Genomic DNA, 17,021 nt, shown 5'->3' with positions numbered 1-17,021 from the left:
ACGAGGCAAAAGCCCAGTGCGCCCGGACTACCGACCGGACCGTGTTTTTACACTCCTATGTGCAGTATATAGCAGCAGATCTCCGATCTTCAAGCAGGAAAATCCCTATCTCGGATCATCCGTGGGCAAGCAGTCATAATGACGAAGTATGCGGATTCGCATCCGGTGAGGAAGGATTCTTCTCTCCCGCAGCCTGCTGCATCCGGAATGCCTTGGGTGAAATTCCGTACTTCTCCCGAAAGACGCGGTGGAAATACGAGTAGCTTCCGAAGCCGGATGTTTCGGCGATTTGTTCCAGCGTCATGTCGGTATAGTTCATCCGCTCGATGGAGGTGGATAAACGAATCTCCAGCGTATATTGAATCATGGTTTTGCCGAAACATTCCTTGAACAAATGCACGGCCCTCGAAACGCTGAGCCCGACATGTTGGGCGACATCCTCCACCTTGAACGGCAGTATCGCATGCTCCTCGATAAAGCTTTTCATGCGCGAAGCCAGGAACGAGCTCCCGTGCAGGGTCCGCGTTTCCGTGACGGCACGGTCGATGTATAGACAGAGCGCTTTCAGCAAGTAATCGGACAGCTCTTTATTCTCGTCTTCGATCCGGCGCTTCTCCAATATAATTTGCCGCCACAGGGAAAGCAGCCTTTCGGCAGCTGCGATTCTGACCTTCTGCGGTTTTTTGCTTTTTCTCCACCAGGCCTCGAGCCATTCCCCCTTACACATGATGTAATAATCTCCGCTGGAGATCAGCGTTTGCCCGAGCTTATTCGTGTGCTCGTCAATTTTCAGGTCATACACATCACCGGGCTGGTAGAGCAGCAAATCGCCCGTTTCCACTCCCGACATGGTTCCGTTGACCCATGCTTGGCAGAACCCTTCTGTTTGCAGGCGAAACAAGTAATGCTTCATTTTTTCCCTATGTCCGGTCTGGAATTTTTGTGAATGATAGGAGTAGCCGCAAGATAGAATTTGAGACTGCATAGCGGGACACCTTCTTTTTAAAAGTATAGAATTTCTCAAAATTTCGAGGCTCCACGCAAAGTATTTAAACCCGCTCTGAAGCCAAGGTCCCACTTTGAATGTAAGTGATTATAGCAAAATAGTTCATGTAACAAGCACATCGTTCATAGTCATTATAGGGCATTTAGGATTAAAATAATATCAAATAGATCAATTTTCCTGGAGGATGAGCAAATGAGAAGAATGGGTATTGGCGTACAGCTGTATACGGTTCGCGACGATTTGTCGAAGGATTTCAAAGGAACGCTGCGGCAAGTAGCCGAGCTGGGATATGAAGGGGTCGAATTTGCCGGTTACGGTGGGCTTCCAGCCCAAGAATTGAAGCAGCTGCTGGATGAATTGAACTTGAAGCCTATCGGAGCTCATGTCAGCTTGAATCAAATGCGTGAGGATCTGGATAAAGAAATCGATTACTTGCTTGCAATCGGAGCCGAGTATTTAATTTGTCCTTATGTAGCGGCCGAGGAACGGGAGAATGCGGAAGCGTGGAAAAGCTTGTTTGTTTTCCTGGGTGAAGCGGCCCGCAAGGCTAAAGCTAAAGGATTGAAGTTCGCTTACCACAACCATGCTTTCGAATTTGAGACGAAAATCGAAGGCCAGTATGTATTCGATGCTCTGTATGCTTCCGCGCCGGAGGAAATCCTGGTGGAAATGGATGCCGGTTGGGTGCAATTTGCCGGTTTGGATACGCTGCAATACATGGCAGACTATACAGGAAGACTGCCGCTGCTTCATCTGAAGGATTTTAAAGACATGATTAATAACCAGATTAATACGGTAGAGCTTGGCCAAGGGGAAATCGACTTGCCGGCTGTGATTGAAGCGGCTTCCGAAGCAGGAGTGGAGTGGCTGATCGTCGAGCAGGACCGCTGTCAGAATCCGCCTTTGGAAAGCATCGGCACCAGCTTGAAGTGGCTTCAACAAAACTATTTGAACCAATTCTAATAATGAACCATTTCTCCCATTCTAAATTCGAAGGAGCAAGATCGATCATGAGTAAATTAAGAGTTGCCGTAGTTGGCTGCGGTGCGATTTCCGAGCGTAGACATATTCCGGAATATGAGGCGAATCCGAATGTTGAGCTGGTTGCCTTTGTTGATATTATCAAGGAGCGGGCGGACAAATTTGCTGAGAAGCATGGTGCTAAAGCCTATACCGATTACAATGAAATGCTTAATGAAATCAAGCCGGATGCGGTCAGCGTATGTACACCGAATGCACTCCATGCTCCTGTCTCTATAGCAGCGGCGAAAGCTGGAGCCCATGTCCTGGTAGAAAAGCCGATGGCCGTCTCGGAAGAGGAAGGCTTGGCCATGATCGAAGCGGCGCGGAATAACGGGGTTTACCTGATGGTAGGCCATAATCAACGCCTGATGCCGCCACATATGAAGGCTAAAGAAATTTTGCAGTCAGGCAAGCTGGGCAAGGTGCTCACATTCCGCACCGCCTTCGGTCATCCGGGGCCTGAAGGCTGGAGCGTGGATGGCAAGGAGAGCTGGTTTTTCCGCAAGGAAGAGGCGATCATGGGGGCTATGGGCGACCTGGGCGTTCATAAATCCGATCTGATCCGTTGGCTGCTGGAGGATGAAGTGGCGGAAGTGGCTGCTTTCGTCAGCACTCTTCATAAGGAAGATACCGATGTGGACGATAATGCGACCTGCGTGCTTCGGATGAAAAGCGGCACGATAGGAACACTGGTGGCCAGCTGGACTTATTACAAGGGCGGAGATAACAGCACGACATTGTGGTGCGAGAACGGGGTTATGAAAATCGGCACTCATGCGGATGATCAGGTCATCGTCGAGCTGCGCAACGGCTCTGTCGAGAAATACAAGGTAGGCGCCATGGCAACTAATGAGAAGCAGACGGCAAGCGGCGTTATCGATGAGTTCGTTCGCTGCATTACGACAAATACGCCTCCAAGCATCTCCGGAGAGGAAGGCCTGAAGTCGCTGAATGTGATTTTGGCTGCTTTTGCCTCGCAAGATACAAAGAAAGTAATTAGCCTTTAAATAATCAAAGGGAATGTTCAAGTCCTGTGCTGCAGCCGCGGCGCAGGGCTTATTTGTTGTGTGCCCCAAGGGGGCTGTACGGTATGCCAGCACTTCACAACAATGCCACAAGAAGTTTTTTCATTTGGGCTTTCAGGGGTGTATAATAAGCTCAAGCAGGTTAAGCGGCCTGTCTTAATTAACCACCGGTTTATAATGAAATATTGCGAATGAAAGCGGTTAAGGGGGGAACGGCATGCATTGCAGCAAAGTCGGAGTTATCGGTGCCGGTACAATGGGCCAAGGCATCGCTGAGATGCTGGCAGCACAAGGAATGGATGTACTATTAATTGACCGTACATACGAGAAGCTGGAGCAGGCTTTGGAGCAGATTGAACTGAGCCTTGATAGACAACTGGAGAAATGGGCTATCACCACAGCAGAAAAAAAGCTTGTTTTATCCAGAATTCATAAAGATACCGTCATGTACAGTCTTGCGGATTGCGACCTGGTTATCGAATCGATCAGTGAGGATTTGGAGCAAAAGAAAGAGCTGTTCCAGCGCTTGGACGACATATGTCCATCATCGACTATATTGGCGAGCAACACGTCCACACTAAGCTTAACGGAAATCGCCGCCGCCACGAAGCGGCCGGATCGAGTCATTGGCATCCATTTTTTACACCCTGTATCAAAAATTCGTTTGGTGGAAATTATTAGAGGATTGAAAACGTCGGAAGAAACGTTTTCGTTTACGAAGCAATTTGTTGAAAATACGATTCAAAGAACGGGGATTCAGGTTTATGAATCGCCGGGTTTTGTCACGACCAGGCTGATTTGCGTTTTGATTAATGAAGCCATGCATACGCTGTCGGAGCGGGTAGCGAGTGCAGAGGATATTGATACGGCGATGCGAATGGGTTACGATTTCCATTACGGGCCGCTCGAAACAGCGGATCGAATGGGCTTGGACGCTCTGCTGGTAGCCATGGAACGGATGTTCCGGGAATTCGGTGATGTTAAATACCGTCCTGCCGTGATTCTAAAGCAAATGGTACGGGCAGGCCAGCTTGGAGTAAAGACAGGACAAGGCTTCTTCCGTTATGATAAGGATGGTGACCGTCTATGAAGATCCTCGTAATCAATGCAGGCAGCTCCTCGCTTAAATTCCAGCTGTATAATATGGAGAATGAAGAGGTTCTTGCCAAGGGCAAAGTAGAACGCATAGGAATGGATTCCGCTATCGTGTGCTACGAGCCCGCAGGCAGCTCGGAGGTACGCGAAGTATCGGAAATCTTGGAGCATACGACTGCCATCCGCAAGGTGCTTGAGATGATTGCGCATCCCAAGTATGGCGTTCTGGAATCCATTCAAGAGATTCAGGCCGTCGGGCACAGGGTTGTCCATGGCGGAGAATCGTTCACGGGCTCGGTGATTGTCGACGAGAATGTGAAACGAGAAATTCGCAATCTGTTCGATCTGGCACCGCTGCATAATCCGGCGCATATGCTCGGCATCAATGCGGTGGAAGCGAATATGCCGGAGGTGACCCAAGTGGTCGCTTTCGATACGGCGTTTCATCAGACGATGCCGCGGGGATCTTATTTGTATCCAATCCCTATGGTGCTGTATAAAAAGCATAAAATCCGCAGATACGGCTTCCATGGCATCTCCCACGCTTATGTAAGTGAAAGAGCCGCCGAGCTGGTGCAAAAGCCGCTTGAGCAGCTGAAGCTGATCTCCTGCCATATCGGTAACGGGGCCAGCTGCACCGCTGTATTGAACGGAAGATCCTTCGATACGAGCATGGGCCTGACACCTCTGGAAGGATTGATGATGGGAACACGCAGTGGTGATATTGATCCGGCGATCGTTCCTTTTGCAATGGGAAAAGAGGACTTGACCCTGAGCGAAGTCAATTCAATGCTGAACAAACATAGCGGACTTATGGCGATCTCGGGTATCAGCAGCGATATGCGGGAAATACTGGATGCTATGAAGGAAGGCGACCGCAACGCTTCGCTGGCCTTCGATATGTATGAGTACCGGTTAAGAAAATACATCGGTTCATACGCAGCGGCTATGAACGGAGTGGATGTATTGGTATTCACGGCCGGAGTCGGCGAAAATTCGGCTGCACTGCGTCAGGCTGTATGCCGCAATTTGACGTTCCTCGGACTGGAACTGGATGAGATGGCTAATGAGCAGCGATCCAATGAAGAACGCATCATCTCTACCGAGCAATCCAGGGTACAGGTTCTTGTGATTCCGACGAACGAAGAGCTGGTTATTGCCCGCGATACGCACCAGCTCCTATTAAATAGCAGAAATGTAGTATAATGAAATAACGATTCTGAATGTAGGAAGGATGATCCATTGGATGAGCCGAAATTTGTCCATGATTCGTGATGTCGATCAGCATAAAGATGGTACAGTGACGATCGGCTGCTGGCTGCATAATAAGCGTTCAAGCGGTAAAATCCAGTTTTTGCAGCTGCGTGACGGCTCGGGGTTTATACAGGCGGTAGTCGTTAAGAGCGAAGTGCCTGAGGAGGTCTGGGAAGCGGCTGGCAAGCTGACGCAGGAAAGCTCGCTGTATGTGACCGGGACGGTACGGGAGGATACCCGCAGCAAGAGCGGCTACGAGCTGACGGTGACCGGGATTGAAATTATCCAGGTGCCCACTGATTATCCGATAACTCCTAAAGAGCATGGTGTCGATTACTTAATGGATCACCGTCATTTGTGGATTCGTTCGCCGCGGCAGCGGGCGATTCTCGTCATACGCGCGCAAATTATTCGCGCAATCCAGCAATTTTTTGACGAACGGGGCTTTCATCTGGTCGATCCTCCTATCTTGACGCCATCGTCATGCGAAGGAACGACGAACCTGTTTCATACGAAATATTTTGATGAGGATGCTTTCCTGACGCAGAGCGGCCAGCTCTACATGGAAGCGGCTGCCATGGCGCTAGGGCGCGTCTATTCCTTCGGTCCTACCTTCCGGGCTGAGAAATCGAAGACAAGACGCCATCTGATCGAGTTCTGGATGATTGAGCCCGAGATGGCTTTTGTTACGCATGAAGAAAATCTGGAGGTCCAGGAGCAATTCGTATCGCATATCGTTCAGTCCGTATTGGAGAATTGCGGCAAGGAACTGGAAGTCCTGGAGCGGGATACGTCGAAGCTCCGGAACATTCAAGCGCCGTTTCCTCGGATTACCTATGACGAGGCCATCCAATTCCTCAAAGCCAACGGACATGAAATTGAGTGGGGAGAAGATTTCGGCGCTCCGCATGAAACAGCCATCGCAGAGAAGTATGATAAGCCGGTCTTTATCACCCACTATCCTACGGAGATTAAGGCGTTCTATATGAAGCCGGATCCAAACCGTCCGGAGGTCGTGCTCTGCGCCGATATGATCGCTCCGGAGGGTTATGGCGAAATTATCGGGGGCAGTCAGCGTATCGACGATCCCGATCTGATGGAAGAGCGGTTCACGGAGCATCAGCTGTCCAAGGAAGCCTATCAATGGTATCTGGATTTGCGAAAGTACGGATCAGTGCCGCATTCGGGATTCGGGCTGGGACTGGAGCGGACCGTTGCCTGGATTTGCGGATTGGATCACGTGCGTGAGACGATTCCTTTTCCAAGGCTGTTGTACCGTTTGTACCCATAATGCAGAAGTCTTGAGTTAGAATCGGATATAGGATCAAGTATGGGAGAGTGAGGCGGTTCCGATGCGGGACGCTTCACTTTCTCGCTTTCCTTCCGGTACAATAGTTGAAGAACGGATACGTGTTTTTGGCAAGGAGAGGTGATCGGATGAAACAGCAAAGTAAGGAAAACACGGAACTGCTGGCGGCATTTGCAGCCGGCTGGCGGGAAGGCAGCGTAGGAATTCCGTATCTTCTGTTAAAATATTACCATGAGTGGAAGCTGACTGAGGTTGAGGTCATGCTTATGATTCATGTAATGGCATTTATGGAAAGGGAGCGCAAGGATTTCCCAACGCTTGAAGAGCTCCAGGCCCGGATGACGGTTCCCGGCGAGAAAGTCATTGCGGCATTGCAAAAGCTGCTGAAGGAAGGACTCCTTTCCATCGACGATAGCGTGGATCCTGTCAGCGGCGTTCAATATGAAAAGTACAATTTCAGTCCGCTGCTGGAGCGTCTAGCGATCTGCTGGTATGAAGAGATGCAGAAGAATAAGAAGCAGGCGGAACCGGAAGCCCGCAAAGATATATTTTCCATATTCGAGAAAGAATTCGGCCGTCCTTTGACGCCTATGGAGCTGGAGTCGATTACAGGGTGGATTGATAAAGACAGTTACCCGGAGGAATTGATTCTGGCGGGCTTGAAGGAAGCTGTATTTGCAGGGAAAGTGCATTTCAGATACATTGACCGGATTTTACTGGAATGGAGCCGCAATCGCATTACAACCGTAGAGCAGGCACGGGAGCACTCCCAGAGGTTTCGTTCCATGCGTTAGTTGAAAGGCATATTGGAATATACAAAACCTTCCCAGGGCAGGGAAGGTTTTTTGTTACGTTTATAGGATTGAGGTTCACCCCAATATCAGGCTCACAACTCATGCCTCGTATTATAGAGGTTCTCCTATTATTTTAGCCCGATGGTCAGCGTATCCGCTTCGGTTGAGACCTCGGCTTTAAGAATTCGATCGAAGAAGGAAACGGGAACATATAAGGACCCTTCCTCATTGATAAAAGGCGCGGCGCCCAGTGATATGGGGGCCATTTTGTTATAGGTATAAGCGTCTTTACCGACGGTAACCGCTGTCCATTGTGCGCCCTTATTTATTTCAGCCTGCATTTTCTCCGCATTCCATTGCAGCTTGAAGCCCAGGTCTCCAGCGACTGCGCGCAGAGGGGCGAAGGCTGTACCGTTCTCGTCCGTCAGCAACGGGAGCTCCTGACCGTTCACCATGAGCTTGGTCGGTATGGCTTCTTCCTTGCCGGATGAATCCTTTGGAATGGCGATTCGGAACTCCGGTGATCCGGAAGAATAAGGAGCGATTTCATACTGGCTGAACACAATGACGGCATCCCCTTGTTCGATGTAGAAGGATTGCGAATCCGAGATTCCTTTAAAACCATCCTCGAAATATTTTTCCGGCTGCTTGGCGATTTCCGCTTCAATCTGCTTATTAATCGTTTCTTTAAAATGCTCTCCGAACAGGGAGCTGAGCTCCAACTTTTCCGCCGGATCGCTGTTGATGACATTATAGTTATCGATTCGCGTCCCTCCATGCGCGCCGCCGGTGTAGGTGTAGGTAATCATTTGAATAGACAGGCGATGATCGCTACCGCTGCTTCCATCCGATTTGACCTCGTACTTAATCAGCAGTTCGTAGGGGCGAGGGTCAAAACCAGCCTTTTTAGCTTCCTCGGCATCCTTTTGGGCCTGCTCCTTCATGCTCTCCAAATCCTTAGCGGCATGACTTGCAATCTGTTCATTAAGCTCGGCCTGGTATTTCGTATCCTTCATTCCACTAATAACAGGGACATCCATGTCCACTTTTAATTGATCGAACTGTTGATGAACTGGGGTGGATGTCACTTGAACCGCCTCTTGATTAGACTTTACATCAGGAATAGAAACGGCAAACTCCGGACTTCCTGCCGCGTAAGGAGCAATTTCATATTCACTGAACACGATATAGGCCTTTCCGTCCTTTAAGTAAAAGATTTGATCGTCACTAATGCTTTGGAATGCATCGGGGAAATATTGTTCTGGATTTTTGGTAATTTCTTCTTTAATATGTTTATTAATTACATCTTTGTAACTGGAACCAAACAGGTCGCTTAATGAAATGGCGGCAGCTTGATCGCGGTCCGCTACGTTATAGGTGTCAATACGAGACATGCCGTGCGCTCCCCCTGTATAGAAGTAGCTGGTTACTTTGATCGATAGGGTGTGATTGGCGTTAGTCATGACCTCGTAGCTCACATCCAGGGAATAGGGTCTGAATTCGTAGCCGTTCTGTTTCGCCTGTTCAGCCCCTTCCTTAGCCTGCGTTCTTATTGCTTCCAGGTCTTTGGCAGCCGTTTCGGCGATCTTGCTGTTCAGCTTGGTTTGATAGGTTGTATCCTTTAAACCGCTAATTACCGGCAAGTTCAAGCTTGCTGTGATTTCATCCGATTGTTCTTTTTCCGCTTGAGTGTTGACTTGAATTTGTGAATCGGAAATGAGTGCGGCAACAGGGACTGAGGTGATGGCGCCGGCGGCCGGAAGAGCTGCGGCAAGTGTGTGACTTGTGTATGAACCGAGCAAGCAGCAACCTGCGATGCCTAAGGATAATAGTTTAAAAGGGGTTTTCATAGCAAGTACCTCCTGGATGATTATGGATTGATGTAAATCCTATAGTTATTATAGCGGACCTGATTTTTCCATTGGTTACGGAGAGGTTACAATTCTAGCAAATATAGCATGCGGCTACCATTCCTTTTGAATAGAAAAGATAGAATGCCGGAGGAAGATATCGTTGATCTGGCTTCAAGTTTTCCCCAGCACAAACCACAGGAAGCCTTGCTATGACTGGATCCGGATTCCGGAATTGGATAAAATGAGAACTTTTTTGAAGACAATTTGTAACTTTTTCGCTGTATCCCTCGTCTATAATTTGGAAGTACTGGTTTTGCTAGATACATAGAATGATTGTCCAGAACAGCTAGGAGGGTCGAAATGCTTGGTTGGCTTCGCCAAAAGAACAAAAATCATCCTGTAAAGGCGGAAGGGGAAGCGGGAGCCGAAGTGCCTTCCACTATGCCGCAGCAGGGATCTGACATCCTGGTTAGTTCGTCAGCAGCGGATGAACCGGTCGATCATACAAGTCCGTTGTTGACCGTTCAAGGGGTAGAAAGGTCCTTTCCTGTCGGAGGCCAGGAGCTGCATGTGCTTAAGGGAATTCATATGTCGTTGTATCAAAGGCAACTCGTCATGCTCAAAGGGCGTTCCGGCTCCGGTAAAACGACGCTGTTGAATTTGATCGGAGGCCTGGATCAGCCGAACAAGGGAGAGATCATCTTTAAAGAATATCCGTTTCACTTGTGCAGCGACGACAAGCGGACCCAAATAAGGCGTAAGGAAATAGGATTTATTTTCCAGTCGTTTGCACTGATGCCTCTTCTCTCTGCTTGGGAGAATGTAGAGCTGGGACTTCGAATGGCGGATGTTCCGCGTTCGGAATGGAAGCAGCGTGTGGCTCACTGTCTGGAGCTGGTCGGGTTAAGCAAACGGATGCACCATAGGCCCTTTGAGCTTTCCGGCGGTGAACAGCAGCGTGTGGCCATAGCCAAAGCTATCGCCCACAGGCCCAGCCTGCTGCTTGCCGACGAGCCGACGGCGGAGCTTGATTCGCAAATGGGGGCTCAGGTCATGGCGGTATTTCGGGAGATTATCCAAACCGAGAAAGTGACCATATGTATGACAACTCATGATCCAACAATTATGGAGGTTGCCGACCGTGTATTTGAGATGGTGGATGGAAAATTTATTAACACGTAATAGAAAGGCCAAACCTCTTCTTGCATTGTGCATGGTGGCCGTATTGACCGTCAGCTCCGGCTGCTCACTGCTTCCCAAGGAGGCGGAGGAGGAAACGCTGCCTACCGTCACTCCGCCGAAGCTTTCCAAGAAGCCGGAGTATGTCGTGAAGACCGAAACGCTGGAGACGAAGGTTCGAGGCTCCGGCAAGCTGATGGGAACGAAGGAAGAGGATCTTTATTTCACCGATGAAGAAAGCCGCAGAATTAAAGCCGTTTATGTTAAAAGCGGTGACAAAGTGGAGCAGGGACAGGTCATTGCCGAGCTCGATGTGACGGAGCAGGAAAGCCAGCTAAAGCAAAAGCGGCTTCAGACCCGCAGGGATGAGCTCACGATGATCGAGACCTTGCGAAAAGCGGATGAAATGAGCGCAGAGGATCTCGAGAAGGCTAAAATTGATTTTGAGTTAAAGCGTGAAGATTTAACCAAGCTGGAAAACACTATAGCGAAAGCGAAGCTAACGGCGCCTTACTCGGGAACGATCGTTTCCGTGTATGTTCAAAAAGGCGATACGGCCAAAGCCTACGATGCCATAGCCACCATAGCGGATTTGACGCAGCTGGCCGTTGTGGCAAGCCTGAATAACGAAGACTTGAAGAAGGTCGCCGTCGGCATGGAGGCGATCGTCGATATCAACTCCGCTGGTCAGCATAAGGGAAAAGTCATCCAGCTGCCTAATCCGAGCGCGGACACGAATAATAATAACAACAACGGTTTCTACGGCGGGCAGAATGGAAACAACCAGCAGAAAAAGCCGGATTCCATAGACAATTATATGGTAGTGCAGCTGGATCCGTTTCCTGAGGGCTTGAATCGGGGAACGTTCCTGAGCGTATCCGTCATTACATCGCGCAAGGAAAATGCCGTAACGATCCCGCTTGCTACACTTCGCTCCTACTCCGGACGCAATTACGTGCAGGTTATTGATGAGCAAGGGAACAAGAAGGAAGTGGATGTCGAGATCGGCCAGCAAACCCCAACGGATGTAGAGATCCTGAAAGGATTAACGCCGGGGCAGAAAGTAGTGGGTCGCTAATGTCGATGCCTATGCTGCGGTTTTTGTACCGCAAGATGTGGAACACTCGCTGGCTGACGCTAAGCTCTCTGGTCGGGCTGATCATGGCAGTCGCTTTTACTACGAGCATTCCGATGTATTCCGACGGGTCGTTAAAGCGGGTCGTCAGCAAATCGCTGGAAGAAAAAAGCGGAGGTTTGCCCGCAGGCTCCGTATTAATCCGCTATCAGGCTGCGGGATCGGAACGTGCGGAGCTGGACGCCTTGAAGGATGCAGACCAATACATAACTAACGATATTCCCAAAGATATTCAGTTTCCATATCAAGCGTATGTCAGAAGCTATTCGATCCGTGCTTCCCAGCTGGCGCCTGAAGACCCATCGAAGGTCGATCCGAGTAAAAAACGGCAGATGACCCTTTTGGCACAGAATGCCTTGAAGGATCAGGTGGAGCTTAAGCAGGGGCAATGGTTTAGCGAACAGGTCCAGAACGGCGTCGTAGAAGCCGTCATATTGGAAGAAGCGATGTACCGCAACGATATCCATGTAGGAGATGTGTTCAATTATCCGATCAGCGGCGGCTTGGGCATTGCTCCGGTTAAAGTCAAGGTGATCGGAACCATCGTACCGAAGAATGACCAGGATCCCTATTGGTTTCAAGGAATGGAGGGAGTCATCAACTCCTTCTTTATGAGTGAAGCGGGGTTTGAGGAATATATTCTGAAAAACAAAAAGATACCGCTGAACCTGGCCAACTGGTATTACGCCTTTGACTTGAAGGAGATTCAAACGAGCCAGTTATCTCCCTTGGAATCCAAGCTGGAGCGGCTGGATATCATTTTGTACCAGAAACTGAAAAATACGCGGGTGGATTTGTCGTTTATTCCTATTCTGCAGGAATTTAAGACGCAGAGCCTTCAGCTGCAAATCCTTCTGTTTACCTTGGCGGCTCCCATGATTGCCATGGTGTTCTATTACATCGTGATGAACTCGAGGCAGTCTCTGGAGAGGCAGCGCAGCGTCATCGCTGTTCTGCGAAGCCGGGGCGGAAGCACAAAGCAAATTATCGGCATCTACTTGCTGGAGGGGCTGCTGCTTGGGTTGGCGGCCATGATTGTGGGCCCTGTGCTCGGATGGTTTATGGCTAAAAGTATCGGTTCGTCCAGCGGTTTTCTCGCTTTTGTAGACCGTAAGGCCGTTCCGGTCGGAGTGTCACGCGAAGCGCTTCTCTATGGTGCGGCAGCCGTGCTTATTGCACTGCTAGCCAGTGTCATACCGGCGATCGTCTATGCAAGGGCATCCATTGTAAGCTACAAGCAGAAGCTCGCACGCGCGGATCGCGCACCGTTCTGGCAAAAATGGTTTCTCGATGTTCTTCTCATCGGTCTTGTAGGTTACGGCTATTATTTGTTTGATCAAAGGCAGGTGCTATCCGTCCAGACCGGTCTGACTACGGATCAGCTGCAGGTGCATCCGCTGCTGTTCTTCGTCCCGGCCTTATCGATCATCGCTCTCGGATTGTTTTTCTTGCGTATATTTCCTTGGCTGCTGCGATTGTGGAACTGGCTTGGCAAGAGATTCCTGCCGGTACCAGTCTATCTGACGCTTACCCAGCTGTCCCGCTCTGCGCAATCCTATTATCCGTTGATGCTGCTATTGATCCTGACATTGGGCTTGGGTGTATATAACTCCTCGGCTGCCAGAACGATAGATCTGAACTCGACGGACCGCATTCTGTACAATTATGGCACGGATGTTGTCATACAAGCTGCATGGGATGGGGTCTCGGACGAAATGCCGCAGGAGCAATCCAACGGGCAAAACAATGGGAATAATGGAAACGGGTCATCAGGCGGCAATCAAGGAAACGGTAATAACGGTGGCGGAGGGGGCAACCCCGGTCCCGGCGGAGGTGCAGGCGGCAACGGTATGGAGGAGCCTCCTCCCAAGCTTCGCTTTGTAGAACCGCCATTCATCATCTTTCAGCAGCTGGAAGGTGTAGAGCATGCGGCTCGTGTCCTGAGAACCAAAGGCAATGTCGTCATGTCAGGCAAAACCCTTGGTCAGGGCATGGTGATGGGGATCGATAATGTGGACTTCTCCAAGGTGTCCTGGTATAGGAAGGATTTGTTCAAGGTCCATCCGAATGCGTACTTAAACCTGCTTGGGACTTATGAGCAAGCGGTAATTATTCCGACCTCCTTTGCCGAAAAGCATCATATCAAGGAAGGCGATATTATCAGTATCTCGATCCAGCAGCAGCAGGTCGAATTTGTTGTCGTAGCCACCGTACCTTATTGGCCGAGTCAATATCCGGATCAGATGCCTTTCTTCATTGCGAACCTGGACTACATATATGATCAGGCGCCTGTCACCCCCTATGAGGTATGGCTGAAGATGAAGGATGGAGCGAAGGTTGCGCCAATCATGGAGGAGCTGGCGAAAAAACAGATTCAGATTGCCAGCGTAAAGGATGTCCGAAACGAATTAATTACACAGAAGAAGCACCCGGCTCGCGGTGGTGTATTCGGGATATTAAGTCTCGGCTTCCTGGTTTCCGTATTCATCTCACTGATCGGCTATATTTTATACTGGTTCTTTAATCTATCCAGCCGGGTCGTGCAGTTTGGCGTGCTGCGGGCGATGGGGCTGTCACGGAGGCAGCTCACGGGAATGCTCCTGCTCGAGCAAGGCTTTACAGCCGGACTGTCCATTGCACTTGGAATCGGCATCGGGAAGCTGACCAGCTACTTGTTCCTTCCCTTCCTTCAGACGGCAGAAAATGTAAAGATGCAGGTCCCGCCGTTCCAGGTTGTCTTCAATGCCCGTGACACTGATCAGCTGTATGTGGTCGTTGCATTCATGATGCTGACCGGAGCCGGACTGTTGTTCCTGCATATCCGCAGGTTGAGGGTTCATCAAGCCGTCAAGCTCGGAGAGGAGAAATAACAATGATTACATGCGAAGAGCTCGTCAAAATATACAAAACCGACGATATCGAGGTCGTCGCCCTCAAAGGCTTGAACATTTCCGTCGCAGCCGGAGAAATGATGGCCATCATCGGCAACAGCGGCAGCGGCAAGTCCACCTTTTTGAACATCCTGGGAGGCCTTGACAGGCCTTCCGCAGGAACGGTTCAGGTTGGAGAATGGAATTTGCTTAAAATTACCGATGAAGAGCTGGTCAAGTATAAGCGCAAAACGGTCGGCTTCATTTGGCAAAACAACGCGCGAAATCTGGTTCCGTACTTAACGGCGCTGGAAAATGTGGAAACACCGATGATGCTGAGCGGAGAATATGACAGAGCCTATGCCAAGCAGCTGCTGGAATGGGTCGGTCTGAAGGAACGGATGGGCAACAAGCTTCAGCAATTATCGGGCGGCGAGCAGCAGCGTGTGGCTATCGCCATTTCGCTTGCTAACAGGCCTTCGCTGTTGTTAGCGGATGAGCCGACCGGTTCGGTAGACACGAAGACATCGGATATGATCATGGATATTTTTCGCAGGCTCAATCGCGAGCTTGGCGTGACTATCGTCATAGTTACTCACGATATGGCGCTTGCCAGCAAGGTGGATCGCGTCGTCGCCATTCGCGACGGGATGACCAGCACGGAATTTATCAAGCGAAATCCGAATCTGGAGCAGGGGCAGACGGAAGCTGCTGCAGGGTTGCAGGCAGCGAATAGCGTCCATGAAGAGTACGTAGTTCTGGATAAGGCAGGGAGACTGCAGATTCCGAAAGCTTATCTGCAGGCCTTACAGATAGAAACAAAGGCCTCTATGGAATTCGACGGGGAAAAAATTATTATTAGGCCGCCTAAATCTTTAGATTAGGCCGGAATAAAATCAGTTGTATATGTTTCGATGGCACGATTACATTGTTGGAGGGATTAACCTATGAAACCGTGGATGAAGAAATCATTGCTGTTATCCATCAGCGCCGGCCTTATGGTGCCTACGCTGGCAGCTTGTACTAAGACGAAAGGAGCGGATTCCAATACGGAGAGAGTATTGAGGGTCGCTACCAGCTTCGGTTTCGGCGATGACGAATATTTCCGTCAGCAGTTCACCGAAATTTTTGAATTTGCCAATCCGAATATCAAGATTGAAATTATTCCGACGATGGATGACAGCTACCGCTACGGAGGCAGAATGGATCCGAATAAGAAACCGGTTGATCCGATGGAAAAGCTGAAGGAAGTGATGCAGGGGGATAATCCGCCTGACGTCGTGATGGTCGGTTACGAGCAGCTTAACGACTTAATATCGAACAATTTGCTTACGCAGCTGGATCCGATGATAACGAAGGATAAATTCGATATAACCGACATGGTCCCTGCCGTTATTGATGGTCTCAAGAAGACCGGAGACGGGAAGCTGTATGCGTTGGCGCCTACCTTCAGCTCTTCAGCGTTGATTTACAATAAACGTATGTTTGACGAGGCGGGAGTACCGTATCCGAAGGATAAAATGACTTGGGATGAGGTCTTTGACCTGGGCAAACGGTTAATTAAAGGCGAAGGAGAAAACCGCAAGGCCGGATTCTCTTTCAGCACGCAATCCATGGGCGACCTGTTCTACTCGATGCAGATGTATACAGCGCCTCTACAGCTGAGAATGTTCGATGAGAAGGGCGAGAAGATGACGGTGGACTCCGATCAGTGGGAGAAGGTATGGAAATCGATGCTGAAGCTGAAGCAGGACAAAGTACTGCCGGAGCAGCAGGACCCTTCCAAGATGAAAGGACAAATGATGAGCGGAGAAAACTTCAATCCGTTTCAATATGATGATTTTCTGTCTAATCGTGTAGCGATGTCCATCATTAATTACAGTCAATTGAATCAAATTACGAATGCCAATAAAAATGCCGCCAACTTCCCTGGTTACACCCCAATTGACTGGGATGTCGTGACCGTGCCGGTTCATCCGGAGGCTCCGGACGTGGGTGGCTATATCGGAATGAACGGCATCATGGGGATTAATGCCAAGGCTCAAAATGTTGAGGATGCATGGAAATTCATCAAATTCATTAACAGTGAGGATTGGGCCCGGCTGAAATCCAACAGCTCCTACAATCTCGTAGCCCGTAAAAAATTCATTAAACCGAAGGATGGTATACAGTTCCATATCGAAGCATTTACTACCCTGACACCGGCCCCTACCCAGGACTATAAAATTTATCAGGAGAAGCCGAATATCTATCAAGTGCAGGATCTCGGACGCCAGCTGTTTAACGATGTGGTCGAAGGAAAACTTCAAGTTCGGGATGCGTTGAAAAAATGGCAGACCGACGGAGACGCCATGCTGCAGCAAATCAAGGAAAATCCTAACGTCCCTATCAATAATCCTGCTACGATGAGAGTAGGCTAACCGCCTAGCTAATTTCCAAACTAATCTCAATTCTTAATTCTTCAGGGAGGCTAACAGA

At 49.6% G+C, this 17,021-nt stretch carries 13 protein-coding genes; 11 read left to right on the top strand and 2 right to left on the bottom strand.

The window, feature by feature from the left end; all coding sequences use genetic code 11:
- Positions 1–133: 133 nt before the first annotated feature.
- A complete protein-coding gene (locus tag GGC63_RS12650) occupies positions 134–985 on the bottom strand; it encodes an AraC family transcriptional regulator (RefSeq protein WP_192702660.1) in 852 nt (283 codons plus the stop codon).
- A gap of 213 nt (positions 986–1,198) precedes the next feature.
- Between GGC63_RS12650 and GGC63_RS12645 the strand changes: the two genes are divergently transcribed.
- The 6 genes from GGC63_RS12645 to GGC63_RS12620 all read left to right on the top strand — a co-directional run bounded on the left by GGC63_RS12645 (position 1,199) and on the right by GGC63_RS12620 (position 7,506).
- Positions 1,199–1,969, top strand: coding sequence for a sugar phosphate isomerase/epimerase family protein (locus tag GGC63_RS12645; RefSeq protein WP_192702659.1), 771 nt, complete (start codon positions 1,199–1,201; stop codon positions 1,967–1,969).
- 47 nt (positions 1,970–2,016) lie between these two features.
- The gene (locus GGC63_RS12640; RefSeq protein WP_079910441.1) at positions 2,017–3,036 is read left to right on the top strand and encodes a Gfo/Idh/MocA family protein; all 1,020 of its coding nucleotides are present in this window, start codon (positions 2,017–2,019) and stop codon (positions 3,034–3,036) included.
- 235 nt (positions 3,037–3,271) lie between these two features.
- Positions 3,272–4,144, top strand: coding sequence for a 3-hydroxyacyl-CoA dehydrogenase family protein (locus GGC63_RS12635; protein ID WP_079910440.1), 873 nt, complete (start codon positions 3,272–3,274; stop codon positions 4,142–4,144).
- Positions 4,141–5,355 carry an acetate/propionate family kinase gene (locus GGC63_RS12630; protein WP_192702658.1) on the top strand — a complete coding sequence of 405 codons (1,215 nt, stop codon included), beginning with the start codon at positions 4,141–4,143 and terminating at the stop codon, positions 5,353–5,355. The genes GGC63_RS12635 and GGC63_RS12630 overlap by 4 nt, the downstream gene beginning before the upstream one ends.
- 40 nt (positions 5,356–5,395) lie before the next feature.
- Positions 5,396–6,694, top strand: coding sequence for an asparagine--tRNA ligase (gene asnS / locus GGC63_RS12625; RefSeq protein ID WP_192702657.1), 1,299 nt, complete (start codon positions 5,396–5,398; stop codon positions 6,692–6,694).
- A 146-nt stretch (positions 6,695–6,840) separates the two neighbouring features.
- Entirely contained in the window at positions 6,841–7,506 is a 666-nt protein-coding gene (locus tag GGC63_RS12620; RefSeq protein WP_192702656.1) for a DnaD domain-containing protein, read from the top strand.
- A gap of 128 nt (positions 7,507–7,634) precedes the next feature.
- Here the strand turns inward: GGC63_RS12620 and GGC63_RS12615 are convergent, their stop codons facing one another.
- Complete coding sequence (locus GGC63_RS12615; RefSeq protein ID WP_192702655.1) at positions 7,635–9,356, bottom strand: PdaC/SigV domain-containing protein; 1,722 nt, start codon at positions 9,354–9,356, stop codon at positions 7,635–7,637.
- 444 nt (positions 9,357–9,800) lie between these two features.
- On the opposite strand from GGC63_RS12615, the gene GGC63_RS12610 reads away from it, so the two are divergent.
- The 5 genes from GGC63_RS12610 to GGC63_RS12590 all read left to right on the top strand — a co-directional run bounded on the left by GGC63_RS12610 (position 9,801) and on the right by GGC63_RS12590 (position 16,963).
- Positions 9,801–10,541: an ABC transporter ATP-binding protein gene (locus GGC63_RS12610; RefSeq protein WP_412973866.1), complete on the top strand. Its 741-nt coding sequence runs from the start codon at positions 9,801–9,803 to the stop codon at positions 10,539–10,541.
- Positions 10,501–11,616 carry an efflux RND transporter periplasmic adaptor subunit gene (locus tag GGC63_RS12605; RefSeq protein ID WP_412973862.1) on the top strand — a complete coding sequence of 372 codons (1,116 nt, stop codon included), beginning with the start codon at positions 10,501–10,503 and terminating at the stop codon, positions 11,614–11,616. The genes GGC63_RS12610 and GGC63_RS12605 overlap by 41 nt, the downstream gene beginning before the upstream one ends.
- A 5-nt stretch (positions 11,617–11,621) precedes the next feature.
- On the top strand, positions 11,622–14,543 hold the full coding sequence (locus GGC63_RS12600) for an ABC transporter permease (RefSeq protein ID WP_192702895.1): 2,922 nt from the start codon (positions 11,622–11,624) through the stop codon (positions 14,541–14,543).
- 2 nt (positions 14,544–14,545) lie between these two features.
- Positions 14,546–15,427 (top strand): ABC transporter ATP-binding protein, encoded by an 882-nt coding sequence (locus GGC63_RS12595; RefSeq protein ID WP_192702653.1) that lies wholly within the window; start codon positions 14,546–14,548, stop codon positions 15,425–15,427.
- 63 nt (positions 15,428–15,490) lie between these two features.
- On the top strand, positions 15,491–16,963 hold the full coding sequence (locus GGC63_RS12590) for an ABC transporter substrate-binding protein (RefSeq protein ID WP_192702652.1): 1,473 nt from the start codon (positions 15,491–15,493) through the stop codon (positions 16,961–16,963).
- Positions 16,964–17,021 lie beyond the last annotated feature (58 nt).

Source organism: Paenibacillus sp. OAS669 (genome assembly GCF_014873645.1).
In the GTDB taxonomy this organism is placed as follows: Bacteria; Bacillota; Bacilli; order Paenibacillales; family NBRC-103111; genus Paenibacillus_S; species Paenibacillus_S vulneris.
This window is presented reverse-complemented; position numbering and strand designations above follow the sequence as displayed.